This is a genomic window from Mycobacterium sp. 2-64 (assembly GCF_035918375.1).
GTDB lineage: Bacteria > Actinomycetota > Actinomycetes > Mycobacteriales > Mycobacteriaceae > Mycobacterium > Mycobacterium intracellulare.
Genome location: NZ_CP142361.1, coordinates 1,550,972 through 1,574,012, shown reverse-complemented (window position 1 = coordinate 1,574,012; position 23,041 = coordinate 1,550,972). Strand labels below are relative to the sequence as shown.

At 69.6% G+C, this 23,041-nt stretch carries 23 protein-coding genes and 1 pseudogene; 7 read left to right on the top strand and 17 right to left on the bottom strand.

What is annotated here, in order from left to right; translation table 11 throughout:
• Positions 1 to 23 precede the first annotated feature (23 nt).
• On the top strand, positions 24 to 794 hold the full coding sequence (locus QGN31_RS07630; RefSeq protein ID WP_009955198.1) for a GAF and ANTAR domain-containing protein: 771 nt from the start codon (positions 24 to 26) through the stop codon (positions 792 to 794).
• Between the two features lie 7 nt (positions 795 to 801).
• On the opposite strand, the gene QGN31_RS07625 is transcribed toward QGN31_RS07630, so the two are convergent.
• The 4 genes and pseudogenes from QGN31_RS07625 to rplS all read right to left on the bottom strand — a co-directional run bounded on the left by QGN31_RS07625 (position 802) and on the right by rplS (position 3,237).
• Positions 802 to 1,107: a DUF2469 domain-containing protein gene (locus tag QGN31_RS07625; RefSeq protein ID WP_003875077.1), complete on the bottom strand. Its 306-nt coding sequence runs from the start codon at positions 1,105 to 1,107 to the stop codon at positions 802 to 804.
• 15 nt (positions 1,108 to 1,122) lie between these two features.
• Positions 1,123 to 1,894, bottom strand: a pseudogene (locus QGN31_RS07620) (ribonuclease HII).
• Between the two features lie 2 nt (positions 1,895 to 1,896).
• Positions 1,897 to 2,793: a signal peptidase I gene (gene lepB / locus QGN31_RS07615; RefSeq protein WP_014385462.1), complete on the bottom strand. Its 897-nt coding sequence runs from the start codon at positions 2,791 to 2,793 to the stop codon at positions 1,897 to 1,899.
• Between the two features lie 102 nt (positions 2,794 to 2,895).
• Positions 2,896 to 3,237, bottom strand: coding sequence for a 50S ribosomal protein L19 (gene rplS / locus QGN31_RS07610; protein WP_007775353.1), 342 nt, complete (start codon positions 3,235 to 3,237; stop codon positions 2,896 to 2,898).
• A 353-nt stretch (positions 3,238 to 3,590) separates the two neighbouring features.
• Here rplS and QGN31_RS07605 point away from each other — a divergent pair, with 353 nt between their 5' ends.
• Positions 3,591 to 4,577 (top strand): hypothetical protein, encoded by a 987-nt coding sequence (locus QGN31_RS07605; protein WP_014385463.1) that lies wholly within the window; start codon positions 3,591 to 3,593, stop codon positions 4,575 to 4,577.
• Positions 4,578 to 4,643: 66 nt separating this feature from the next.
• Here QGN31_RS07605 and trmD read toward each other — a convergent pair whose 3' ends face one another.
• From trmD to QGN31_RS07580, 5 genes are all read right to left on the bottom strand, one after another.
• Positions 4,644 to 5,384: a tRNA (guanosine(37)-N1)-methyltransferase TrmD gene (trmD, locus tag QGN31_RS07600; protein ID WP_014942640.1), complete on the bottom strand. Its 741-nt coding sequence runs from the start codon at positions 5,382 to 5,384 to the stop codon at positions 4,644 to 4,646.
• 10 nt (positions 5,385 to 5,394) lie between these two features.
• Complete coding sequence (gene rimM / locus QGN31_RS07595; protein WP_014942641.1) at positions 5,395 to 5,910, bottom strand: ribosome maturation factor RimM; 516 nt, start codon at positions 5,908 to 5,910, stop codon at positions 5,395 to 5,397.
• Positions 5,911 to 5,919: 9 nt separating this feature from the next.
• On the bottom strand, positions 5,920 to 6,162 hold the full coding sequence (locus QGN31_RS07590) for an RNA-binding protein (RefSeq protein WP_003878715.1): 243 nt from the start codon (positions 6,160 to 6,162) through the stop codon (positions 5,920 to 5,922).
• A gap of 8 nt (positions 6,163 to 6,170) precedes the next feature.
• Positions 6,171 to 6,692 carry a 30S ribosomal protein S16 gene (gene rpsP / locus QGN31_RS07585; protein WP_014382972.1) on the bottom strand — a complete coding sequence of 174 codons (522 nt, stop codon included), beginning with the start codon at positions 6,690 to 6,692 and terminating at the stop codon, positions 6,171 to 6,173.
• Positions 6,693 to 6,911: 219 nt separating this feature from the next.
• A complete protein-coding gene (locus tag QGN31_RS07580) occupies positions 6,912 to 7,331 on the bottom strand; it encodes a nuclear transport factor 2 family protein (protein ID WP_009955187.1) in 420 nt (139 codons plus the stop codon).
• Between the two features lie 59 nt (positions 7,332 to 7,390).
• On the opposite strand from QGN31_RS07580, the gene QGN31_RS07575 reads away from it, so the two are divergent.
• Complete coding sequence (locus QGN31_RS07575) at positions 7,391 to 8,278, top strand: D-alanyl-D-alanine carboxypeptidase family protein (RefSeq protein ID WP_009955186.1); 888 nt, start codon at positions 7,391 to 7,393, stop codon at positions 8,276 to 8,278.
• Between the two features lie 16 nt (positions 8,279 to 8,294).
• Here QGN31_RS07575 and QGN31_RS07570 read toward each other — a convergent pair whose 3' ends face one another.
• From QGN31_RS07570 to ffh, 4 genes are all read right to left on the bottom strand, one after another.
• Positions 8,295 to 8,888, bottom strand: coding sequence for a TetR/AcrR family transcriptional regulator (locus QGN31_RS07570; RefSeq protein ID WP_014385466.1), 594 nt, complete (start codon positions 8,886 to 8,888; stop codon positions 8,295 to 8,297).
• Between the two features lies 1 nt (position 8,889).
• Positions 8,890 to 10,722, bottom strand: a complete 1,833-nt coding sequence (locus tag QGN31_RS07565; RefSeq protein ID WP_020188524.1) for an N-acyl-D-amino-acid deacylase family protein — start codon at positions 10,720 to 10,722, stop codon at positions 8,890 to 8,892.
• A 103-nt stretch (positions 10,723 to 10,825) separates the two neighbouring features.
• A complete protein-coding gene (locus tag QGN31_RS07560; protein ID WP_014385467.1) occupies positions 10,826 to 11,908 on the bottom strand; it encodes an amidohydrolase family protein in 1,083 nt (360 codons plus the stop codon).
• 19 nt (positions 11,909 to 11,927) lie between these two features.
• Positions 11,928 to 13,484, bottom strand: coding sequence for a signal recognition particle protein (ffh, locus tag QGN31_RS07555; protein ID WP_009955183.1), 1,557 nt, complete (start codon positions 13,482 to 13,484; stop codon positions 11,928 to 11,930).
• Positions 13,485 to 13,689: 205 nt separating this feature from the next.
• Here ffh and QGN31_RS07550 point away from each other — a divergent pair, with 205 nt between their 5' ends.
• From QGN31_RS07550 to QGN31_RS07535, 4 genes are all read left to right on the top strand, one after another.
• Entirely contained in the window at positions 13,690 to 14,484 is a 795-nt protein-coding gene (locus tag QGN31_RS07550; protein ID WP_009955181.1) for an alpha/beta hydrolase, read from the top strand.
• Between the two features lie 101 nt (positions 14,485 to 14,585).
• Positions 14,586 to 16,349, top strand: a complete 1,764-nt coding sequence (locus QGN31_RS07545) for a DEAD/DEAH box helicase (RefSeq protein ID WP_014942644.1) — start codon at positions 14,586 to 14,588, stop codon at positions 16,347 to 16,349.
• Between the two features lie 61 nt (positions 16,350 to 16,410).
• Entirely contained in the window at positions 16,411 to 16,839 is a 429-nt protein-coding gene (locus QGN31_RS07540; RefSeq protein WP_008258924.1) for a DUF6188 family protein, read from the top strand.
• 23 nt (positions 16,840 to 16,862) lie between these two features.
• Positions 16,863 to 17,231 (top strand): VOC family protein, encoded by a 369-nt coding sequence (locus QGN31_RS07535; RefSeq protein WP_036429395.1) that lies wholly within the window; start codon positions 16,863 to 16,865, stop codon positions 17,229 to 17,231.
• Between the two features lie 18 nt (positions 17,232 to 17,249).
• Here QGN31_RS07535 and QGN31_RS07530 read toward each other — a convergent pair whose 3' ends face one another.
• The 4 genes from QGN31_RS07530 to ftsY form a co-directional block, all read right to left on the bottom strand.
• Positions 17,250 to 19,712, bottom strand: coding sequence for a [protein-PII] uridylyltransferase (locus QGN31_RS07530; protein WP_083863016.1), 2,463 nt, complete (start codon positions 19,710 to 19,712; stop codon positions 17,250 to 17,252).
• Positions 19,713 to 19,757: 45 nt separating this feature from the next.
• Positions 19,758 to 20,096: a nitrogen regulatory protein P-II gene (glnB, locus tag QGN31_RS07525; protein WP_003878721.1), complete on the bottom strand. Its 339-nt coding sequence runs from the start codon at positions 20,094 to 20,096 to the stop codon at positions 19,758 to 19,760.
• Positions 20,093 to 21,514 carry an ammonium transporter gene (locus tag QGN31_RS07520; protein WP_009955175.1) on the bottom strand — a complete coding sequence of 474 codons (1,422 nt, stop codon included), beginning with the start codon at positions 21,512 to 21,514 and terminating at the stop codon, positions 20,093 to 20,095. Before QGN31_RS07520 ends, glnB begins: the two co-directional genes overlap by 4 nt.
• Before the next feature lie 153 nt (positions 21,515 to 21,667).
• On the bottom strand, positions 21,668 to 22,999 hold the full coding sequence (ftsY, locus tag QGN31_RS07515; RefSeq protein WP_014942646.1) for a signal recognition particle-docking protein FtsY: 1,332 nt from the start codon (positions 22,997 to 22,999) through the stop codon (positions 21,668 to 21,670).
• Between the last annotated feature and the right edge of the window lie 42 nt (positions 23,000 to 23,041).

Below are 23,041 nucleotides of genomic sequence, written 5' to 3'. Positions count from 1 at the left end.
CACCGCAGGAAACGAGGCACAGCATGGCGGACAACGCGAAAGCCCGTGCGGTCGCGCCCCCGACTGGCGGGGAGAAAGCCGACCCCTCGACGGTTTTCGCAGCTCTGGCCGAAATCATCTATCGGGGCTCGGATGCCAACGAGATGTACGCGGCCATCTGTGTCGCCGCCACCCTGGCCATCCGCGGCTGCGACCACGCCAGCCTGATGGTGCGCGAGAACGACCGGTACGTCACCGTCGGCGCCAGCGACCGGCTGGCGCAGCAGGTCGACGAGTTGGAACGCCGCGCCGGCGACGGCCCGTGCATCGATGCGATCGAGGAGGAGACGCCCCAGATCGATCCCGACCTCACCACGCCGTCGCTGTGGCCCAAGCTGGCGGCGGTGCTGGTCGCGGAGACACCGGTGCGGGGGGCGATGGGATTTCGCCTCCTGGTCGACAAACGCAAAGGCGCGGCGCTCAACCTGTTCAGCGATACCCCGAACATGTTCGACGCCGAGTCCGCCGGGCGGGCGGCGGTGCTGGCGGCCTTCGCGAGCGTCGCCATCAACGCGGTCGCCAAGGGGGAAGACGCCGCCAGCCTGCGCCGGGGACTGCTCAGCAACCGCGAGATCGGCAAGGCGGTCGGCATGCTGATGCTGCTGCACGACATGAGCGAGGACGACGCCTTCGACCTGCTGCGCCGCCATTCCCAGGCGCTGAACATCAAGCTGGCCGAGGTCGCCCGCGCGGTGATCGAGCAACGCGGCCAGCTGCCCGCCCTCGCGGAAAACCAGCTGCCCCCGAACGCCTGACCGGCGGTTATTCGGGGAGCCGCAGCTCGGGCTTCTCGACCTCTTCGATGTTGACGTCCTTGAAGGTGACCACCCGCACCTGCTTGACGAAACGCGCCGGGCGGTACATGTCCCACACCCACGCGTCGGACAGCCGCAGCTCGAAGTAGACCTCGCCGTCGGCGTTGCGCGGCGTCATCTCCACGCTGTTGGCCAGGTAGAAGCGCCGTTCGGTTTCCACGACGTAGCTGAACTGGCCGACGATGTCCTTGTATTCGCGGTACAGCGAGAGCTCCATCTCGGTTTCGTACTTTTCGAGATCTTCTGCGCTCATCTGCCACTCATCCGCTCAGACGTCCTTCTCCCACATGCTGTCCCCGGGACCCTGGTCCCATCTTTCCTCACCGATATCCGTCGCGCTGCAGCGGTGGGTCCGGATCGCAGTCGGCCACCAGCCTGGTGCCCGATCCGTTCGCGACGCGCCGCACGTTGATGAACGAATAGCGGTGCTCCGGACACGGGCCCAGCCGCGCCAGCGCCGTGCTGTGCGCCGGCGTGCTGTAGCCCTTGTGCAGGGCGAACCCGTAGCCGGGATGATCGGCCTCCATGGCCACCATCAGCCGGTCCCGGCTGACCTTCGCCAGCACGCTGGCCGCCGCGATGCACGCCGCGACCGCGTCACCACCGATGACCGGCAGCGACGGGACCGCCAGGCCGGGCACCCGGAAACCGTCGCTGAGCACATAGCCCGGCCGCACGGACAGCCCGGCGACGGCGCGGCGCATCCCCTCGATGTTGGCGACGTGCACACCGCGCCGGTCCACCTCGGCAGGCGGGATGAACACCACGTGGTAGGCCAACGCGTAGCGGCGGATCAGGGGGAACAACTTCTCCCGGGCGGCCTCGGTGAGCTTCTTGGAATCATCAAGCGCGGCAAGGCTTTCCATTCGCCCCGGGCCGAGCACGCAGGCGGCCACCACCAGCGGGCCCGCGCAGGCGCCGCGGCCGACCTCGTCGACGCCGGCCACCGGGCCCAGCCCGTTGCGGTACAGCGCCGACTCCAGGGTGCGCAACCCTGACGACTTCCGGATCACCGTGCGCGGCGGCCACGTCGTGGCCATGGCTACCGAGTCTGCTGCGGGTTCACCGACTCCACGCCACCCCACCGGGACGGCGGCCACACGATGAACCTGGCCTTGCCGATCACATTGGACACCGGCACGGTCCCCGTGGTGGGGTCGCCCGTGCACAGCACGCCCTTGAGCGCCTCGGCGGGCACGCTGGTGCAGTGGGCGCGCGAATCCGCCGAGTGCGTCCGGTTGTCGCCCATCACCCACAGCCGCCCGGCCGGGACGGCGACCGGCCCGAACTCACTGCCCAGGCACGGGTAGACCGACGGGTCGGCCGCCATGGTGTTGCGATCCAGGTACGGCTCCTTCAGCGGCTTGCCGTCGACCGTCAACCCGGTCTCCGCCCGGCACGCCACCGTCTGCCCGCCAACCGCGATAACCCGCTTCACCAGGTCGTTTTCGTCCGGCGGGACGAAGCCGATGAACGACAGCGCGTTCTGCATCCAGCGCAGCACGGTGTTGTTCGACCGGATCGACTTGTAGCCGAGGTTCCAGGGAGGCGGCCCCTTGAAGACGATGACGTCGCCGGGGCTCGGCGCGCTGAACCGGTAGCTGATCTTGTCCACCATGATCCGGTCGCCGACGCAGCCGGTGCAGCCGTGCAGCGTGGGCTCCATGGATTCCGACGGGATCAGGTAGGGCCGCGCCACGAAGGTCAACATGACGTAGTAGAGCACGACGGCGATGACCGCCAGCAGGGCGAATTCGCGCAGCGTGGAGTGCTTGGCGCCGGCGGGTTCGGATGCCTGGTCCGCGGGGCCTGGTTCGGGAACCGGCCCGTCGGCCGCCGCGGCGTCGTCGGGGCGCGTCTCCGGATTGCGCGTAGAGACCTTCGGATCTGAATCGCCAGCGTGGGACTGGGGGTTAGATGAATCCGCGGTGTCGGTCACGTGATCAGCGTAGCCAGCACAGGTTGTCGCCCGGCAAGCCGGCGAGTGATCCGCTCCGGAAACCCGTAAGGCGAATCACCAGCGCCGCCAAGGCGTCCCGGCTCAGCGCTTCTCCTTGATCTTGGCCTTCTTGCCGCGAAGCTCCCGCAGGTAGTACAGCTTGGCGCGGCGGACATCACCACGGGTCACGACCTCGATGTGGTCGATGTTGGGCGAGTGCACCGGGAAGGTCCGCTCGACGCCGACGCCATAGCTTTCCTTGCGGACGGTGAAGGTCTCGCGGATGCCACCGCCCTGGCGGCGGATCACCACGCCCTTGAACACCTGGATGCGCTCCTTGGCGCCCTCGATGACCTTGACGTGCACGTTGATGGTGTCGCCCGGGCCGAAAACCGGGATGTCGTCGCGCAGCGACGCCTGATCGACGAAGTCCAGCCGGTTCATCTGAGAGACACTTCCTTGAGGTCGCGGCCGACGGCAGCTACCCACACGTAGGTGTGAGGCGGTCGCCGAGCCGATGGGCTTTCTGGCGTATCTCGCAGCGGGCGGGAAATGGCGCAGGCGGCCTGCAGCCGCTGGAGACAACTGGTCAATTGTGCCAGACGGTGCGCGTGCCGCGAAAATCACACGAAGTCGGCGGTTCGCGGCGAGCCGAATGCGCTGGTGAATGGTACATATGACTGGGGTCGGAACGCGCTACCCGCACCATTGCGTGACGGCCGGTACGGGTGGCGCGCGAGGGTCCGCACCGCTGCACTGTGTCCAAGTCACGTCCGAAGTCGCGCCGAAGGAGTGGAATGCGGGTACGGCCACTGACGCTGCTCACCGCCACCGCGGCGGTGACGTTGCTGGTTGCCGCCGGTTCCGAGGCGCTGGTTCAGGCCAAGGTGTACAGCCTGCCTATCAACGCGCCCGTTCGGGTCATCCCGCAGCGGCCGGCACCCGCACCACCGCAGTCGGCGGCGCTGATGCTCGAGGCCGCCACACCGCCGCAGGAGCCCCAGCCGCCCCAGGCGCTGCCGGGCGCGGGGTCCGCCCCGCTGCAGGAGCGCGTCCATCAGGCCACCGAGGAGGCCGCCGCGAGCGGCGCCGCGCTGTCGGTGGCCATCCTCGATCGCCGCACCCACCAGCTGGTTTCCAACGGCAACGGCCAGGTCGTGGGCACCGCGTCGGTGGCGAAGCTGTTCATCGCCGACGACCTGTTGCTGCACCAGGCCGAGGGCAAGGCCGCCCTGAGCGCCGAGGACCGCCAGGCGCTCGACATCATGTTGCAGTCCTCCGACGACGGCGCCGCCGAGCGGTTCTGGGGGCAGGGCGGCGGGTCCGCCATCATCTCCGAGGTGGCCGCCCGCTACGGCCTGGCGTCCACCACCCCGCCCAGCGACGGGCGCTGGTGGAACACGATGAGCTCGGTGACCGACCTGATCCGCTACTACGAGATGCTGCTGGACGGCTCCGGCGGCCTGCCCGCCGACCAGGCCAAGATCATCGTCAACGACCTGGCCCAGTCCACCCCCAACGGCGTCGACGGCTACCCACAGCGGTTCGGCATCCCGGACGGCCTGTACGCCGAACCGGTCGCCGTCAAGCAGGGTTGGATGTGCTGCATCGGCAGCGACTGGATGCACCTGTCGACGGGCGTGATCGGGGCCGACCGCCGCTACATCATGGTGGTGCAGTCCCTGCAGGCCTCCGACGACGCCACGGCGCGGGACACCATCACCCGGGCGGTCAAGACGATCTTTCCCGAGGGCCGCATCGACGCGGTGGCGCGCGGCCTCTAGTCTTCCGCTCAAGCCAACGGCCCGGCTCCTCCTCGGTCCACTTCGCGGACCGCATCGTCGCCGAGCTCAAGCCGACGGCCCGGCTCCTCCTCGGTCCACTTCGCGGACCGCATCGTCGCCGAGCTCAAGCAGCTCCGGGCGGCGTTCGCGGGTGCGCTGCAGCGAGATCTCCCGTCGCCACGCGGCGATTCGCGCATGGTCACCGGAGAGCAGCACCTCGGGGACCTGCAGCCCCCGCCAGGTCGGCGGACGGGTATAGCTCGGCCCCTCCAGGCGGCGGTCCAGCGCCGGCGAGTGCGAATCGTCGTGGCGCGACGCGGGATTGCCCAGGACGCCGTCGAGGAGCCGCAGCACGGCCTCGATCATCACGACGGCCGCCGACTCCCCGCCCGGCAACACGTAGTCGCCGATGGAGACCTCTTCCACCCGCATGCGCCGCCCGGCGTACTCGATGACCCGCTGGTCGATGCCCTCGTAGCGACCGCAGGCGAACGCCAGGTGCTTCTCGGCGCTCCAGCGCGCGGCGGTGGCCTGCGTGAACAGGGCCCCGGCCGGCGTCGGGACCACCAAAAGCGTTTCGCCGGAGCAGATCTCGTCGAGGGCATCACCCCACACCGGCGCCTTCATCACCATCCCCGGACCGCCGCCGTAGGGGGCGTCGTCGACCGAACGGTGCACGTCGTGCGTCCACCGCCGCAGGTCGTGTACCGCCAAATCGACCAGCCCGGACTGAATCGCCTTGCCCGGCAACGATTGCCGCAGCGGGTCCAGGTAGGCGGGAAAGATCGTGACGACGTCGATTCTCATCTCGAAGGCCCTACAGATCCAGGAGGCCTTCGGGCGGATCGATCTCGATGGTGCCGTCGTCCAGCGACACCGACGTCACGATCGCGGTCACGAACGGCACCAACGCCTCCCCGGATTCGCGCCGCACCGCCAACAACTCCCCCGCGGCGGTGTGCAGGACCTCGGCGACGACACCGACGTCTCGGCCCGTGATCGTCCGCACGTGCAGGCCTTCGAGTTCGTGATCGTAGTAGGTGTCGGCCTCGTCGATCGGCGGCAAATCGTCGGAATCGACGACGAACAGGGTGCCGCGCAGCGCGTCGGCGGCGTCGCGGTCGCTGATGCCGGCCAGCCGCACCAGCAGCCGCCCGCCGTGTTCACGCGCGCTCTCGACGACGAAATCCCGCTCCCCACCGCCGCGAGACGCCTTGCCGCGCAACGTATTACCCTGCGCGAACCGGGCGTCCGGGTCGTCGGTGCGGATTTCGACGACGATTTCGCCGCCGATCCCGTGCGCTTTGACGACGCGCCCGACGGTCAATTCCACCGGGGTTCTCTACTGGTCGGTGTCCACCACGTCGACGCGGATGCCGCGACCGCCGATACCGGCGACCAGCGTGCGCAGCGCGGTCGCCGTGCGACCGCCGCGGCCGATCACCTTGCCCAAGTCGTCGGGGTGGACGTGGACCTCGACCGTCCGCCCCCGGCGGCTGGTCACCATGTCCACCCGGACGTCGTCGGGGTTGTCAACGATCCCGCGAACCAGGTGCTCAACAGCGTCAACGACAACCGTACTCATCGCCGCGGTCAGCTCTCGGTGGTCGACTCGGCCTGCTCGCCGCCCTCGGCGGGCGCCTCGGCCGGCTTCGTCTCGGCGGTCTGCGCGGCGCCCTCGGACTCGGCCTTGGACTCGCCTTCGGCGGCCTTCGCGGTCTTCTTCGCCGGGGACTTCTTCTTCGGCTTCGCGGCCTCGGTGGTCGGTCCGCCCTCGGCCTCGGCCAGCGCGGCGTTGAACAGCTCCAGCTTGCTGGGCTTGGCGGGCTTGACCTTCAGGCGGCCCTCGGCCCCGGGCAGGCCCTTGAACTTCTGCCAGTCGCCGGTGATCTTCAGCAGCTTGAGGACGGGCTCGGTGGGCTGGGCACCCACGGACAGCCAGTACTGGGCGCGCTCGGAGTCGATCTCGATGAAGCTCGGGTCTTCCTTCGGGTGATACCGGCCGATGACCTCGATGGAGCGACCGTCGCGCCGGGTCCGCGCGTCGGCGACGGCGATGCGGTACTGGGGATTGCGGATCTTGCCAAGCCGGGTGAGCTTGATCTTGACAGCCATGGTTAAGCGACTTCTCCTGTGTGTGTCACGCTGCAATTCAGCGATCGGGGCGGGAATGCCCGGATCCGGTTTTGCCTCGCGTTTCTGACCGGCCGGCGATGCGTGATCGCTCGGCGGACAGCCGCCTATTGTGCCAGACCAGGGGCGGCGATCAGAAATTGTGGCGATCGCAAGCGCGGCGCAGCCGGGCGCGGCGGGTCGCCACCATCCGGTCGAGCCTCACATCACCTTCTGGAAGACCTTGGTCTCCACGCGCCGGGTCATCCGCCAGCCCTCGGGGGTGCGCGCGAACTCGTCGTCGTACCAGAGGCCGCAGAACAGCACCTGCTCGTTATCGCCACCGAGCACCATCGGGTTGAAGCAGATCACCCGCGACGACGCCGTGTCCCCGTCGATGCGTACCGAGAAATTGCCGAGCATGTGGGCATACACCGGGAAGTTGGGCAGCACCTCGGCCAGCCACTTCTTGACCTCGGGATAGTGCCCCTCGATGCCGCCCAGCGCCGTGTAGTCGATGTAGGCGTCGGGGGTGAACACCCGGTCCAGGTCGTCGAAGCGGCGGTTGTCGATGGCGGTGGAGTAATCCACCAGAAGCTGCTGGATCTCAAGGCGGTCGGATATCTCGGCCAGGCTCAACATGCATCGGACAGTAGACGAAAATCCGCGGCGACAAGGGCCGGAAGTTAGACTCTCGGCCCATGCGGAAGCTCGTGGGCTCGGTGTCCGGGATGGCCGCGGCGCTGCTCGCCGTCGTCGCGTTCGGTGCCCCTGTCCCCCTCTCGCGCGCCGACAGCAGCCAACCGATCGGCTCGATCCCCATCCCCGACGGCCCGGCGCAGACGTGGATCATCGCCGATCTGGACAGCGGTCAGGTGCTCGCCGGCCGCGACCAGAACGTGGCCCACCCGCCGGCGAGCACGATCAAGACGCTGCTGGCCCAGGTGGTCCTGGATTCGGTGAGCCTGGATTCCACGGTGGTCGCCGACGTCGCCGACACCCAGGTCGAATGCAACTGCGTCGGCATCAAACCGGGCCGCACCTACACCGCGCGCCAGCTCCTCGACGGCCTGCTGCTGGTCTCGGGCAACGACGCCGCCAACACGTTGGCCCACATGCTGGGCGGCCCCGACGTCACCGTCGCCAAGATGAACGCCAAGGCGGCCTCGCTGGGCGCCACCAACACGCACGCGGCGACGCCGTCCGGCCTCGACGGCCCGGGCGGGTCGGGCTCGTCCACGGCGCACGACCTGGCCGTGATCTTCCGCGCGGCGATGGCCAACCCGGTGTTCGCGCAGATCACCGCCGAGCCGTCGGCGATGTTCCCCGGCGATAACGGCGACCGCCTCATCACCAACCAGGACGAACTGCTGCAGCGCTACCCCGGCGCGATCGGCGGCAAGACAGGGTTCACCAACGCCGCCCGCAAGACCTTCGTCGGCGCCGCCGCGCGCGGTGGCCGCCGGCTGGTGATCGCCATGATGTACGGGTTGGTGAAAGAGGGCGGGCCGTCGTATTGGGATCAGGCGGCGACGTTGTTCGACTGGGGATTCGCGCAAAGCCCGCAGGCCGGCATCGGCTCGCTGTAATCGCCGCTCGCGCAGCTCAATCCGGCAGCGCGGCGGTCAGCAGCGCCATCAGCACCGGGATCCGCTGGGCCGCGATGTCCGGTTGCGGCAGCACGCCTTCCACCACGGCGGCGCCGTCGAACACGTTGGTCATCAGCGCCACGAACACCGGGAAGGTGTCCTCGGGGAAGCGTTCGGCGCCCGGGAGCGCCCGGGCGGCGTCGTGGATCTTCGCCGCATACTGCCCGAGCTCGTGTTGCAAAGTCTCCCTGAGCTTTTCGTCGGTGCGGGCGGCCACCAGCAGTTCATAGATGACGGCGTTGGCCGGACCGCTGGTGATGTCACGCAGGATCCCCAGGGCCGCCTCCAGGGCCGGCCGGTCGGCGGGTATCTCGGCGACCCCCTTGGTGAACGACTCCAGCTGGCGGCGCAGCACCTCCGACGCCGTCGCCGCCATGAAGTCGCCCATAGTGTCGAAGTGCCGGAACAGCGCGCCCACCGACACCCCGGCCCGCTTGGTGATCACCGCGGCGGACGCCCGGGCGTAGCCGACCTCGATGATGGTGGCGATGCAGGCGTCGAGCAGCCGCCCGACGGTTTCCTGGCGGCGCTGTTGCTGGGTTCTGGCCATGTCAGGCGCTCTGGGTCAGGGCGCCCTGTGGTCGGCGGGCGCGCTCGCCGGCCCGCAGGTAGCGGCCCGACGTCACGGTTTGCCCGTAGCCGTCGCGGAATCGGCCCCCGCCGAACACGACGACGCCGCCCACGCCGGTCGCGACGACGGCGTGGTCGTTACGGTTGACCATGCGGCGCAGGCCACCGTAGAACGGCACCGCTTCCTCGTGGTAGCGGTCGACGGATTCGTCGAGACCGGCCGGGTCGATGACCACGAAGTCCGCGCGGTCGCCGACCCGCAGCGTGCCGGCGTCGATGCCGAACCACTCGGCCAGTTCGCCGGTGAGCCGGTGCACCGCCTGCTGTATCGACAGGAAGGGCGCCCCGGCCCGGTGCGCGTCCTGGGTGCGCTTGAGCATGCGCAGTGCAAAGTTGTAGAACGCCATGTTGCGCAGGTGCGCGCCGGCGTCGGAGAAACCCATGTGGATGCTGGGGTCGGCGGCGAGCTTGTCGAGCTGCTTGGGCCGGTGGTTGGCCACGATGGTGGTCCACCGGACGTTGCGCTCGCCGTTTTCGACGAGCACGTCGAGGAACGCGTCCAGTGGGTGCAGGCCACGCTCGTCGGCGATCGCACCGAAGCTCTTGCCGATCAACGACGCGTCGGGGCATTCGACGATGACCGCGTCGTGAAAGTCGCGGTGCCACAGCGACGGTCCTAGCTTGATGCGGTCGAACTCGCGGCGGAACCGACGACGATAGGCCTCGTCGGCCAGAAGTTCGTTGCGCTGCAACTGATCCCGCAGGTGCAGCGCTGCGGTGCCCGCCCCGAACTCCTCGAACACCGGCAGATCGATTCCGTCGGAATACAATTCGAACGGCACCGGCAGGTGCTGGAACCGCACGCTGGACCGCAGCAAGGTGTTGAGCACCCGGGTGCCGAGCCCGAAGGTGTGCACGGCGAGCGGCATCGACTTGGCGTCCGCGGAGACCAGCATGCTCATCCGGACTCCCTTGCCGCGCCCGAAGATTCGGCTGCTGGTCAAGAAGAACATCAGCGACAGGATCGGGTTCTGAAGATTCGGCGCGCTCTGCAGGATCCGGCCGCGCTTGCGCAGGACTTTGATGAGTTTGCGCCGTTCCCGCCAGGTCGCGAAGGTGGACGGCAGCGCGCGGGACCGGAAACGTTCGCCGTCGAGTTTGTCGATGGCCGCGTCCATCCCGGACATGCCGAGCAGCCCGGCGTCCAGCGCCTCGTCGAGCAGCGCCGCCATCTTTTTCAGCTCGTCGTCGGTGGGCCGAATCGTCGGGTCGGTGGCCCGTTCCAGTCCGAGCACCGCGGTGCGCAGGTCCGAATGACCAAGCAGCGAACCGACATTGGGGCCCAGCGGCAGGGCGTCGATCGCCTTGACGTATTCCGCCGCCGTCGACCACGTCCGGCCCGAACTCAGCGCGCCGAAGACGTATTCGCGCGGAACCGCCTCCACTCGGCTGAACAGATCGGCGGCGTCCTCGGAATCGGCATAGACGGTCGACAACGAGCAGTTGCCCAGCAGCACGGTGGTGACACCGTGGCGCACCGACTCGCGCAGGCCGGGGTCCAGCAGCACTTCGGCGTCGTAGTGGGTGTGCACGTCGAGGAAGCCGGGCACGACCCATTTGCCGGCCGCCTCGATCACCTCGGGGCAACCGGTCTCGTCCAGCGCCTCGGCCGAGACGGCGACCACGACACCGTCGCGGATGCCCAGTGTGCGGGTGAGCGGCGCGGCGCCGGTGCCGTCGAACCACAATCCGTCGCGAATGATCACGTCGTAGGCCATGGCGTCCTTCCGGTCATCGTTGCCGAACGCTAACATAGATAGCAAGCACTCGCAATCTTTTCTTCGCGCAGCGCGGCGGCGCCCGGACCCGCTGGTGAGTCTGCGTCACCGAGCGGCCGCGGCGACCGCGACGCGCCGGCTACGCCGGTGAACGGAAGATCTTGCCGCGCAACATGATCAGATCGGGATTGTTCAGCACGGCGGGCCCCGACCGCGGGTCGCGGGCGAAGCACAGCAGGTCGGCCGAGGCGCCGTGGTCGAGGCCGGGGCGGCCGAGCCAGCGGCGCGCGTCCCAGCAGGCCGCCCCCAGCGCCTGCGTCGGGCTCATGCCGATGCCCTTGAGCGCTTCGACCTCGTCGGCGATGCGACCGTGCGCGACCATGGTGCCGGCGTCACTTCCGGCATATATCTGCACGCCGGCTTCCCGCGCCGCGGCGATACGCGACGGGCCGCGCGCGTGCAGGTCGCGCATGTGGGCGGCGTAGGCCGGATACTTCGCGGCGGCCTCGGCGATGCCGGGGAAATTCTCGAGGACGTTGACCAGCGTGGGAACCAGCACGGTGCCGCGGGAGGCCATCAGCTCGATGGTGTCGTCGTCCAGGCCGGTGCCGTGTTCGATGCAGTCAATGCCGGCGTTGATCAGGCCGGGCAGCGCGTCCTCGCTGAAGACGTGCGCGGTGACCCGGGCGCCGTGGGCGTGGGCGGCCTCGATCGCGGCCGCCAGGACGTCGTCGGACCACAGTGGCGCGAGGTCGCCGGCGCCGCGGTCGATCCAGTCGCCGACGAGCTTGATCCAGCCGTCGCCGCGGCGCGCCTCCTCGGCGACCGCGTCCGGCAGCTGCCACTCGTCCTCCAGTTCGCGCGAGAACCCCGCCGCGTAGCGCTTGGGTCTGGCCAGATGCCTGCCGGCGCGGATGATGCGGGGCATGTCGTCGCGGTCGTCGAGGCTGCGCGTGTCAGTGGGCGATCCGCAGTCCCGCAACAACAACGCCCCGACGTCGCGTTCCGTCTCGGCCTGGGCGATCGCCTCGTCGAGCGGGATCTCGCCGTGATGGCCCAGGCCGACGTGGCAGTGCGCGTCCACCAGCCCGGGCACGATCCATCCGCCGTCGAAGACGGTGTCGGCGCCGGCGATGGGTTCGGTGCTGATGCGGCCGTCGACGATCCACAGTTGGATCTCGGTCTCGTCGGGCAGTCCCACGCCCCGCACGTGCAGGCGCACGGCGGCTAGTTTCTTCCGGTCACGACTTGCCCGGGAACTTCAGCTTGGACAGATCGAAGTCGGCCAGCCCGGGCGGCAGCTCGTTGAGACCCTCGGGCATCTGCGACAGGTCGGGGAACCCGGCCGGCATGCCGGCGGCCAGCGGGTTTCTCGCCTTGGGTGGCGTCGGGCCCCGCCCGCCCTTCTTGGCCTTCTTGCCCGCCTTGCCCTTGGCGCCCTTGGACTTTCGCGTCGCGGACTTGCGGCCCATCCCGGGGATGCCCATGCCGCCGAGCATGGACGACATCATCTTGCGGGCCTCGAAGAAGCGGTCGACCAGCTGGTTGACCTCCGAGACCGTGACGCCCGAACCGTTGGCGATGCGCAGCCGCCGCGACGCGTTGATGATCTTCGGGTCGGCGCGCTCGGCGGGGGTCATACCGCGGATGATGGCCTGCAGGCGGTCGAGTTGGCGGTCGTCGACCTGGGCCAGCGCGTCCTTCATCTGCCCGGCCCCGGGCAGCATGCCCAGCAGGTTGCCGATCGGGCCCATCTTGCGGATGGCGAGCATCTGTTCCAGGAAGTCCTCGAGCGTGAGCTCGCCGGTGCCGATCTTGACCGCGGCGGCCTCTGCCTGTTCGGCGTCGAAGACCTGCTCGGCCTGCTCGATCAGGCTCAGCACGTCGCCCATGCCCAGGATGCGGCTGGACATCCGGTCGGGATGGAAGACGTCGAAGTCCTCCAGCTTCTCGCCGGTGGAGGCGAAAAGGATTGGGACACCGGTCACTTCGCGGACCGAGAGCGCCGCGCCACCGCGGGCGTCGCCGTCGAGCTTGGTGAGCACCACCCCGGTGAAGCCGACGCCCTCGCGGAACGCCTCGGCGGTGGTGACGGCGTCCTGACCGATCATCGCGTCCAGGACGAAGAGCACCTCGTCGGGGTCGATGGCGTCGCGGATGGCCGCGGCCTGCGCCATCAGTTCGTCGTCGATGCCGAGCCGGCCGGCGGTGTCGACGATGACGACGTCGAAGTGCTTGGCGTTGGCCTCGGCGATTCCCGCCGCGGCGACCGCGACCGGGTCGCCGGGTCCGGACCCCGGGGATTCACCCGGGTGCGGCGCGAACACCGGCACCCCGGCCCGCTCGCCGACCACCTGCAGCTGGTTGACCGCGGCCGGGCGCTGCAGGTCGCACGCCACCAGCAGCGGGGTGTGGCCCTGCCCGCGCAGCCAGGCCGCCAGCTTGCCGGCCAGCGACGTCTTACCGGAACCCTGCAGGCCGGCGAGCATCACCACGGTCGGCGGCGTCTTCGCGAACGCCAGCTGGCGGGTCTGTCCGCCCAGGATGCCGATGAGTTCTTCGTTGACGATCTTGACGACCTGCTGCGCCGGGTTGAGGGCACCCGAGACCTCGGCGCCCTTGGCGCGGTCCTTGATCCGGGTGACGAAGGCGCGCACGACGGGCAACGACACGTCGGCTTCCAGCAGCGCCAGCCGGATCTCGCGGGTGGTGGCCTCGATATCGGCGTCGGTCAGTCGACCCTTGCCACGTAGCCCCGCGAGGGCGCCGGTCAATCGGTCGGACAGCGATTCAAACACCCCGCCAGCCTAGTGGCACCGCAAGCGCGACCCACGCCGCCGGGCGCAGCTTGCCGCGCGGACGACGAGTGTGCGGCCCGCCGCCCATTCGGCCGCGAGTGCGCGCGCGGCCGCACGCTCGGCCGTCCCGGTCGGCACGAATCCGCCCCGGACACGCGTCGGCGTGGCTTATGTTTCGGCAGGGACTAGCGAAGGGAATGACCTGATGCTCGAGCTGATCGACAAAGGGTCCTGCACTGCCGAGCACCCGGTGCCCCTGCTCTTCGTCCACGGCGGGTGGCACGGCGCGTGGTGCTGGGAACACTTCCAGGACTTCTTCGCCGACGCCGGCTACCGCACGGTCGCGGTGAGCCTGCGCGGGCACGGCACCAGCCCCACCGCGAAGCCGTTGCGCAAGGTGTCCATCGCCGACTACATCGAGGACGTCCGTTCGGTGGCCGACGACCTCGGTGGCGCGCCGATCCTGATCGGGCACTCCCTGGGCGGGTTCGTGATCCAGCGCTACCTCGAAGAGCGCAGCGCCCCGGCCGCGGTGCTGGTGGGCTCGGTGCCGCCGCAGGGCGTGCTCAAAATGGCGTTGCGCGTCTGGCGCCGCCGGCCGTCGATGACCATGGAAGCCTGGAACGATCCCACGCTGCTGAAATTTTTGGCCACCCCGGCGCTGGCCCGCGAATACCTCTTCTGCGCCGACACACCCGAGGACATCGTCGAGGCCTGCCGGCAACAGGCCGGGGCCGAGAGCGTGCGCGCCGCCATGACCGATCCGATGGTCCGCCGCGTCCGGACCCGGCGGGTGACGACGCCGATCCTGGTCCTGGGCGCCGAGCACGACGGCTTCGTCAGCCCCGGCGACGTGCGCGCCACCGCGCGGGCCTACGGCACCGAGCCGGAATTCTTTTCCATGGGCCACAACATGATGCTCGAGCCGGGCTGGGCCGACGTCGCCGAACGCATCCGCGACTGGCTGCAGACCCACGAAGCGGTGACCCACGCACGATAGCGAGTCGAGTCGCTCCAACATCGAAAAGCGTTGGCGTGCTAGATTTCACAGCCGCCACTCAACCGAGCTGGCCGTGTCGAACAGCAACGATTGGGGGGCCTGTGTCGATGCCGGCCAGCAGCATCCAAGCGCGGACCGACACCGACCAGGGCGACGACAGCGGCACCGCCGTGCTGCGCGGCTGGCAGCGCAGGGCGCTCGTCAAATATCTCGCCGGCCAGCCGCGCGACTTCCTGGCGGTAGCCACCCCCGGGTCCGGCAAGACGACGTTCGCGCTGCGGGTGGCGGCCGAACTCCTCGGCCAGCGCGCGGTCGAGCAGGTCACCGTCGTGGTGCCCACCGAGCACCTCAAGGTGCAGTGGGCGCAGGCCGCGGCGCGGCACGGCATCGCCCTGGACCCGAGATTCTCCAACGCCAACCCGCGGATCGCGCCGGAGTATCACGGCGTCATGGTCACCTACGCGCAGGTCGCCGCGCATCCCACGCTGCACCGGGTCCGCACCGAGCAGCGCAAGACACTGGTCGTCTTCGACGAGATCCATCACGGCGGGGACGCCAAGACCTGGGGCGACGCCATCCGCGAGGCGTTCGACGACGCCACCCGCCGGCTCGCACTGACGGGCACGCCCTTCCGCAGCGACGACAGCCCCATCCCGTTCGTGACCTACGAGGCCGGTCCCGACGGGATACGGCGGTCGCAGGCCGATCACACCTACGGCTACACCGACGCCCTGGCCGACGGCGTGGTCCGGCCCGTGGTCTTCCTCGCCTACTCCGGGGAGGCCCGGTGGCGCGACAGCGCCGGCGAGGAGCACGCCGCCCGACTGGGTGAGCCGCTGTCCGCCGAGCAGACCGCGCGGGCGTGGCGCACGGCGCTGGATCCCGCCGGCGAGTGGATGCCCGCGGTGATCACCGCCGCGGACCTGCGGCTGCGCCAGCTGCGCACGCACGTGCCCGACGCCGGCGGCATGATCATCGCCTCCGATCAGACCGCGGCCCGCGCCTATGCCACCCTGCTGACGAAGCTGACCGGCGAGGCGCCGACGCTGGTGCTCTCCGACGACCCCGGCTCGTCGGCGCGCATCAGCGAGTTCGCGGCGAGCACCAGCCGCTGGCTCGTCGCGGTGCGCATGGTCTCCGAGGGCGTCGACGTGCCGCGGCTGTCGGTCGGGATCTACGCCACCAGCGCCTCGACCCCGCTGTTCTTCGCCCAGGCCATCGGCCGGTTCGTGCGGTCGCGGCGCCCGGGCGAGATCGCCAGCATCTTCGTGCCGTCGGTGCCCAACCTGCTGCAGCTGGCCAGCGAGCTGGAGGCGCAGCGCAACCACGTGCTCGGCGAGCCGCACCGGGAATCCGAGGGCGATCCCCTCGACGGCGATCCCGCAACCAAGACGCAGGACGAGAAGAGCGACCTCGACAAGGGGTTCACCTCGCTGGGCGCCGACGCGGAGCTCGATCAGCTCATCTTCGACGGATCATCGTTCGGCACCGCCGCGCCGGCGGGCAGCGACGAGGAGGCCGACTACCTCGGCATCCCGGGCCTGCTCGACGCCGAGCAGATGCGTGCGCTGCTGCACCAGCGCCAGGACGAACAGCTGCAGCGGCGGGCCCGGCTGCACCAGGAGACCGGATCGCCGGGTGCCGTCGAAACCCCGTCGGCCACGGTGCACGGCCAGCTTCGCGAGCTGCGCCGCGAGCTCAACGCGCTCGTCTCGATCGCCCATCACCGGACGGGCAAGCCGCACGGCTGGATCCACAACGAATTGCGGCGCCGCTGCGGCGGCCCCCCGATCGCCGCCGCGAGCCGCGAACAGCTGCGGGCGCGCATCGACGCCGTCCGCCGGCTCAACGCCGAGACGTCGTGAGCCGGTACGGCATGGCCCACCACGGTTGTGCATGTGCCAAATTGGGGCCAGAGTGGAATCTATGACCGAACAGAAAGTGATCGAGCAGTGGCTCGAGGGCTGTGCGGTTCAGCGGATCATGTTCCGCGACGGTCTGGTGCTGAATTTCGAGGACTACAACGAGCTGGTGATCACGGCACCGATGCGTCTGACCCTGCCGGCCATCGAAACCTCACCCGCCGAAGTGATCGCCATCGACCCGAACCACCCGGCGGGTCAACTGCGTCCGCTCTTCGATTTCGCCGGATCGAGCTGCACGAGTGCCGTCTGGTCCGACACCGGAGATCTCCATCTCGAGTTCTCCGACTATCACCAGATCGACGTGCCGTCCAACGACAACGCCATCGCGTGGGAGCTCTACAGCAAGCACCACGGTTATGCTGCCTGCCTCGCGCACGGCGAATTGCGCGTCGTTCGCCTCGATACGGCTCGGGCCGACGGCGACCGGTGAGCTAGCACGCGCCGAGGTGTTTCATGCGTCGCGTGGACTACGTCATCCACTACGTGGAGTCGCTCACGAGGTCGGTGACGTTCTACCGCGACGTGATCGGGCTGCAGGTACGGATCGAAGGCGACGGCTACGTCGAGTTCGAGACGGCCAACACCAAGTTCTCGCTTTTCGAGCGGTCGAAGCTGCCGGAGCTCATCGGCCGCGAGGGCGGCAACCCGCCGTGCGGCGAGATCGGTTTCCTGGTTGACGACGTGGACAGCGAGGCGGAACGGTTGCGGCACCTCGGTGCCGAGATCCTCACCGGACCGGTGGACCGGCCCTGGCGTGAAAGGACGCTCCACATCGCCGACCCGGACGGCCACGTCATCGAATTCGCCCAGAAGTTGCGGTGATCGCCGGCGTCATCGGGGTTAGTCGCCGACGGGTTCCTCGAGCACCTCGACCGCCGGCCCGCCGAGCGCGGCGAGCAGGCTCTGCTCGACCGCGTCCCGCCCGGCTTGCCCGCCGGAGGCGGCCGTCACGCAAAAGACGTCGGCCGCCGTCGACCCGAACGTGTTGACCTTGGCCCAGACGATGTCGGTTCCGGCCCGCTCCAGCGCCCGGGTCAGCATCGCGAGCAGCCCCAGGCGATCCATGGCGCGGACCTCGACGATCAGCTGGCCGGCGGTGCCCGTATCGACCCACAGGATGCGCGGCGGGGCGGTCGAGCGCGTCACCGGCACCCCGACCTGAACCTCACCGGCCCGCGTGGACGCCGCGCCGGCGGCGTCGCTATCGCGTTTCTCCAGCGTGCCCAGCACGTCGACGTCACCGGCGAGCGCGCCGGTGAACTGCTGGCGCAGCAGGCCCGCCTCCGGCGGCGAACCGAACAGCGGCGACACCACGAATTCGACGACCGCGAAACCCGCGTCGGTGCTGGCCGACGCCGAATGGATGCGCAGCGAGTTCAGCGCCAGCACCGCCGCGGCCTTGGACACGAGCCCCCGCTGATCCGGGGCGGCCATCACCACGTCCAGCCGCTCACCGCCACTGGGCTTGATCTCCACGTGGACCGCGCGTTGAGCGGCCAGCGAAAGATATTGGGGTGCAGTCGGTTCGGCCTCCGGAAGCGGCTCCCCCGCCATCACCAGCCGGCAGCGCCGAACCAACTCCTCGATCAGGGACGCCTTCCATTCGCTCCACACCCCCGGCCCGGTGGCCTTGGAGTCGGCTTCGGTGAGCGCATGCAGCACTTCGAGCAGCAGCGGATCGCCGCCGAGCGACTTCGACACGCGCTCAATGGTTTTGGGGTCGTTCAGGTCGCTGCGGGTCGCCACGACCGGCAGCAGCAGGTGGTGGCGGACCAGCTGCGCGAGCGTCTCGGAGTCGGCGGGCGAGATCCCCAGTCGCGGCCCGATATCCAGGGCCAGGCCCGCGCCGAGCACGCTGTGGTCGACGCCGCGGCCCTTGCCGATGTCGTGCAGCAGCGCGCCGAGCGCGAGCAGGTCGGGCCGCGCCACGCGGGTCGCCAGCGGCGCGGCGTTGACGGCCGTCTCGATGACGTGGCGGTCCACCGTCCATTTGTGCGCGACGTCGCGCGGCGGCAGGTCGCGGATCGCGTCCCATTCGGGCAGCAGCCGGCCCCACAGCCCGGTGCGGTCGAGCGCCTCGATGGTGGCCACGGTCGTCGGGCCGGCGGACAGCACAACCAGTAAGTCGTCCAACGCTTCCCGCGGCCAGGGCACCGGCATCTCGGGCGCGCCGGCGGCCAGGCGGCTCAGCGTGGCGGCGCCGATCGGCAACCCGGTGTCGGCCGACGCGGCAGCCACCCGCAGCACCAAGCCCACGTCGGTGTCGGGTCGCGCGTCGCGGGCGAGCACGATCTCTCCGCCGTATTCGACGACGCCCTCGTCGAGGGGGCGGCGCTTGGGCCGGCGCACCAACGCCGAGACGCCGCGGCGCGGCAGGGCGATCTCGGCGGTGCGCAGCCCCGTCTCGGCGTGGTAGGCGATGGTGCGCCCGGCGTCGGATAGCTTGCGGGCCAAGTCGAATCGGTCACCGATGTGCAGCGCGGCGCTGAGTTCGTCGCCGTATTGGGCCAGCAGCTGATCGCGTCCGCGCCCGGACACGCGGTGCAGCTCGGTGCGCACGTCGAGCAGCGTCAGGTGGGCGTCGTCCAGCGAGCCGCCCGGCGACTCCGGGCGGGCCATGCCGTGGCGGTCGATGAGCTGGGCCACGCCGAGCGCGTCGAGCAACTGCACATCGCGCAGGGCGCCACGGCCCGACTTCAGGTCCGGCTCGGCCCGCTGCGCGATCCGCCCGCAGCGCTCCCAGCGGGCCTGCGTCATCGCGACGAGCTCATCCATCCGGGAGCGAATTGCGCTGCGCCACTGGCGTCGCGCGCCCGCGATCAGTTCCTCGGACAGCCGCGCGTCGCCGGCGATGTGGCGTGCGTCCAGCATGCCCAGGGCCGCGATCATGTCGGCATTGGCCACACCCAGGGCGCCGGACACGGTCCGCACGCTGTGGTCGAGGCGAACGTTGGCGTCCCACAACGGATACCACAACCCGTCGGCGACCTTGCCCAGCACGTCGTCGGACTTGTTGTCGTGCAACAGCATCAGGTCCAGGTCGGAATACGGCAGCAGCTCGTGGCGGCCCAACCCGCCGATGCCGACGATCGCGAAGCCGCTGTCGTCGTCGATCCCGATCTCGGCCGCCTTGGCCATCAACCATGATTCGTGCAGATCCAGCCAGGCGTGCCGCAGTTCGGCGGCGTGTAGCTTGCTGCCCTCGGACAGCAGTTGGCGCCGCGAGGCGGCCAAATCGACTGCCCCGCCGGCGCTTCCTGTCCCCGCTGGGTGCCCGGGCGGATCGGAGCCGTTCGGGGTCATGCCCTCGCGGCCCGCCCGGGGCGAATCAGCAATTGACGAAATGCGTCATAGCGCATCGGTTCCGCGCTCGCCGGTGCGCACGCGCACAATGGTTTCCACGGGACTGACCCACACTTTGCCGTCGCCGATCTTGCCGGTGCGCGCCGCTCGGACGATGCTGTCCACGACCTTGTCGACGATGGAGTCGTCGACGACGACCTCGATCCGCACCTTGGGCACGAAGTCGACGGAGTATTCGGCACCGCGGTAGACCTCGGTGTGACCCTTCTGCCGCCCGTAGCCCTGGATTTCGCTGACCGTCATCCCCAGGACGCCCGCGTCCTCGAGACTGGTCTTCACGTCATCGAGCGTGAACGGCTTCACGATCGCGGTGATCAGCTTCATGACTGCTCTGCCTCCACTTTGTCGCCCACTCGGTCCTCCTTCACGCCGTTGCGGGTGTCCGCGACAGCGACCCGGGGCGGGAGCACCGAGCCGGTAGCCACCGCGAAATCGTAACCACTCTCGGCGTGCTCGGCCTCGTCGATACCCGTGGCTTCCGCTTCCGGGTTGAGGCGAAGCCCGATGGTGTACTTCAGGATCAAAGCCAGAATCAGCGTAACCACACCGGAGTAGGCGAGGACGCTGAACGCGCCGATCGCCTGCCGCTCGAGCTGAGCCCAGCCGCCGCCGTAGAACAATCCCTTCGACACCCCGACCACGCCGTTGATCGCCGGGCTTTCCGGGGCGGCGAGCAGGCCCACCAGCAGCGTGCCGGCCAGGCCGCCGACAAGGTGCACCCCGACCACGTCGAGCGAGTCGTCGAAGCCGAGTTTGAATTTCAGGCCGACGGCCAGCGCGCACAGCACCCCGGCGACCAGGCCCACGACCAGCGCGCCCAGGACGTTGACCGACGAGCAGGACGGGGTGATGGCGACCAGGCCCGCGACGATGCCCGACGCGGCCCCCAGCGTCGTCGCCTTGCCGTCGCGGATGCGTTCGGTCAGCATCCAGCCCAGCATCGCGGTGGCCGTCGCGACCGTGGTGGTGACGAACGTCGTCCCGGCGACGCCGTTGGAGCTGGTGGCCGACCCGGCGTTGAACCCGTACCAGCCGAACCACAGCAACCCGGCGCCGAGCATCACGAACGGCAGGTTGTGCGGGCGGAACAACGTGGTGGGCCAGCCGCGCCGCTTCCCCAGCACGATGGCCAGCATCAGGCCCGCCACACCGGAGTTGATGTGGACGGCGGTCCCGCCGGCGAAGTCGATCGCGTGCAGCTTGTTGGCGATCCAGCCGCCGTGCTCGGAGGCGAAGCCGTCGAACGCGAAAACCCAGTGGGCGACCGGGAAGTAGACGAACGTCGCCCACAGGCCGGCGAACACCAGCCAGGCGCCGAACTTCAGGCGGTCGGACACCGCGCCGGAGATCAGCGCGACCGTGATGATCGCGAACATCAACTGGAACGCCACGAACACCGTGGCGGGCAGGGTGCCGGCGAGCGGAATGTCCGTTGCCGCAGTGCCTTTGCTGGGGTCGGCGGCCACCGCGTTGACGCCGATGAGGCCCTTGAGGCCCCAATAGGACGTCGGCTTGCCCATGAAGTTGCCGACGTCGTCGCCGAAGGCGATCGAATAGCCGTAGAGCACCCACAGCACGGTGACCACGCCCATCGCGCTGATGCTCATCATGAGCATATTCAGCACGCTTCGGGCGCGCACCATACCGCCGTAGAAGAACGCCAGACCCGGCGTCATCAACAGCACCAGCGCGGAACTGGCCAGCATCCAGGCGGTATCGCCGGTGTTGGGCTGGCCCAGCATCGGGTATGTCACTCGCAATCTCCTCCGGTCGGGCCGCAATGGGACGTCGGACATGCGTCCGATGACCTGCGAGAAGATTGCGCAATGGTTGTTTCGGCGATGGTGCCGTCGTGTTTCGGCGGGATTAACGTCCCGCCCGCCGCTGCGGTGGTGTCAGCCGAGTAGCGCGTCGACGAACGCGGCCGGTTCGAATGGCGCGAGGTCGTCGGGGCCCTCGCCGAGCCCGACCAGCTTGACCGGCACGCCGAGCTCCTGCTGGACCCTAAAGACGATGCCGCCCTTGGCCGTTCCGTCCAGCTTGGTCAGGACGGCCCCGGTGATCTCGACGACCTCGGCGAACACCCGGGCCTGGGCCAGGCCGTTCTGCCCGATGGTGGCGTCGAGCACCAGCAGCACCTCGTCGACCGCGGCGCGCCGGGTCACCACGCGCTTGACCTTGTCGAGTTCGTCCATCAGCCCGACCTTGGTGTGCAACCGGCCCGCGGTGTCGATGAGCACGACGTCGACGCCGGCGGCGATGCCCTTGTCGACGGCGTCGAACGCCACCGACGCCGGGTCGGCGCCTTCGGCCCCGCGCACCACCTCGGCGCCCACCCGCGACGCCCAGGTCTGCAGCTGATCGGCGGCCGCGGCCCGGAAGGTGTCGGCGGCGCCCAGGACGACGCGCCGCCCGTCGGCGACCAGGACGCGGGCCAGCTTGCCGACCGTGGTGGTCTTCCCGGTGCCGTTCACGCCGACGACCAGCAGCACCGAGGGATGGTCGGCGTGCGGCAGCGCCCGGATCGACCGGTCCATGCCGGGCTGCAGCTCCTTGATCAGCACGTCGCGCAGCACGGCCTTCGCGTCGGCCTCGGTGCGCACGTCGCTGCCGGCCAGCCGGGCGCGCAGCTGGGCGATGACCGATTCGGCGACCACGGGGCCCAGGTCGGCGACGAGCAGCGTGTCCTCGACGTCCTGCCAGGCGTCTTCGTCGAGGTCGCCGCCGCCGATCAGGCCCAGCATGCTGCGGCCGAAGGCGCTTTGCGAACGGGCCAGCCGGCCGCGCAGCCGTTCCAGGCGGCCCTCGGGCGGCGCGATCTCCTCGATCTCGGGGGCGGCCGTCGTTTCGGGCGCCGGGGTCTCGGGCGCCGGGGTTTCGGGTTCGGGTGGCGCGGCGGGGATCGGTGGCGGCGCGACGGTCTCCGGTTCGGGGAGGTCGACGTCGGAGATGGTGCGCCGCGGCGCATCACGCGGGATGGTGGCGTCGTCGCCCACCCCGGGCAGCCCGGTGGTGTCGAGCCGCTCGGGCGGCACCACGGTCGGAGTCTGGCTGAAGGTGATCCCGGACGACGCGGTGTATCCGCCGGAGCGGTCGATCGCCCCGGGTTCGGCGCGCGTCGAGAAGCTGATCCGCCGCCGGCGATACCGCAGCAGGCCCAAGACCAGCGCGACCAGGACGACGAGAGCTATCAGGACCGCGAGCGCGATCCAAAGACCTTGGGACACGCTGACATTGTTTCAAGCGGTCCGGTGCCGGTCGGTCACCGG

Excerpts from the sequence above, each read along its gene's own strand:
- QGN31_RS07605 (WP_014385463.1), top strand. The coding sequence starts at position 3,591 with ATGCGGGTACGGCCACTGACGCTGCTCACCGCCACCGCGGCGGTGACG.
- QGN31_RS07520 (WP_009955175.1), bottom strand. The coding sequence starts at position 21,514 with ATGCTGGGCCAGCCCAACACCGGCGATACCGCCTGGATGCTGGCCAGT.
- QGN31_RS07530 (WP_083863016.1), bottom strand. The coding sequence starts at position 19,712 with ATGACCCCGAACGGCTCCGATCCGCCCGGGCACCCAGCGGGGACAGGA.
- QGN31_RS07535 (WP_036429395.1), top strand. The coding sequence starts at position 16,863 with ATGCGTCGCGTGGACTACGTCATCCACTACGTGGAGTCGCTCACGAGG.
- QGN31_RS07570 (WP_014385466.1), bottom strand. The coding sequence starts at position 8,888 with ATGGCCAGAACCCAGCAACAGCGCCGCCAGGAAACCGTCGGGCGGCTG.
- QGN31_RS07575 (WP_009955186.1), top strand. The coding sequence starts at position 7,391 with ATGCGGAAGCTCGTGGGCTCGGTGTCCGGGATGGCCGCGGCGCTGCTC.
- rplS (WP_007775353.1), bottom strand. The coding sequence starts at position 3,237 with ATGAACCGGCTGGACTTCGTCGATCAGGCGTCGCTGCGCGACGACATC.
- glnB (WP_003878721.1), bottom strand. The coding sequence starts at position 20,096 with ATGAAGCTGATCACCGCGATCGTGAAGCCGTTCACGCTCGATGACGTG.
- QGN31_RS07550 (WP_009955181.1), top strand. The coding sequence starts at position 13,690 with ATGCTCGAGCTGATCGACAAAGGGTCCTGCACTGCCGAGCACCCGGTG.
- QGN31_RS07540 (WP_008258924.1), top strand. The coding sequence starts at position 16,411 with ATGACCGAACAGAAAGTGATCGAGCAGTGGCTCGAGGGCTGTGCGGTT.
- QGN31_RS07630 (WP_009955198.1), top strand. The coding sequence starts at position 24 with ATGGCGGACAACGCGAAAGCCCGTGCGGTCGCGCCCCCGACTGGCGGG.
- QGN31_RS07590 (WP_003878715.1), bottom strand. The coding sequence starts at position 6,162 with ATGAGTACGGTTGTCGTTGACGCTGTTGAGCACCTGGTTCGCGGGATC.
- QGN31_RS07625 (WP_003875077.1), bottom strand. The coding sequence starts at position 1,107 with ATGAGCGCAGAAGATCTCGAAAAGTACGAAACCGAGATGGAGCTCTCG.
- rpsP (WP_014382972.1), bottom strand. The coding sequence starts at position 6,692 with ATGGCTGTCAAGATCAAGCTCACCCGGCTTGGCAAGATCCGCAATCCC.
- trmD (WP_014942640.1), bottom strand. The coding sequence starts at position 5,384 with ATGAGAATCGACGTCGTCACGATCTTTCCCGCCTACCTGGACCCGCTG.
- QGN31_RS07565 (WP_020188524.1), bottom strand. The coding sequence starts at position 10,722 with ATGTTAGCGTTCGGCAACGATGACCGGAAGGACGCCATGGCCTACGAC.
- QGN31_RS07580 (WP_009955187.1), bottom strand. The coding sequence starts at position 7,331 with ATGTTGAGCCTGGCCGAGATATCCGACCGCCTTGAGATCCAGCAGCTT.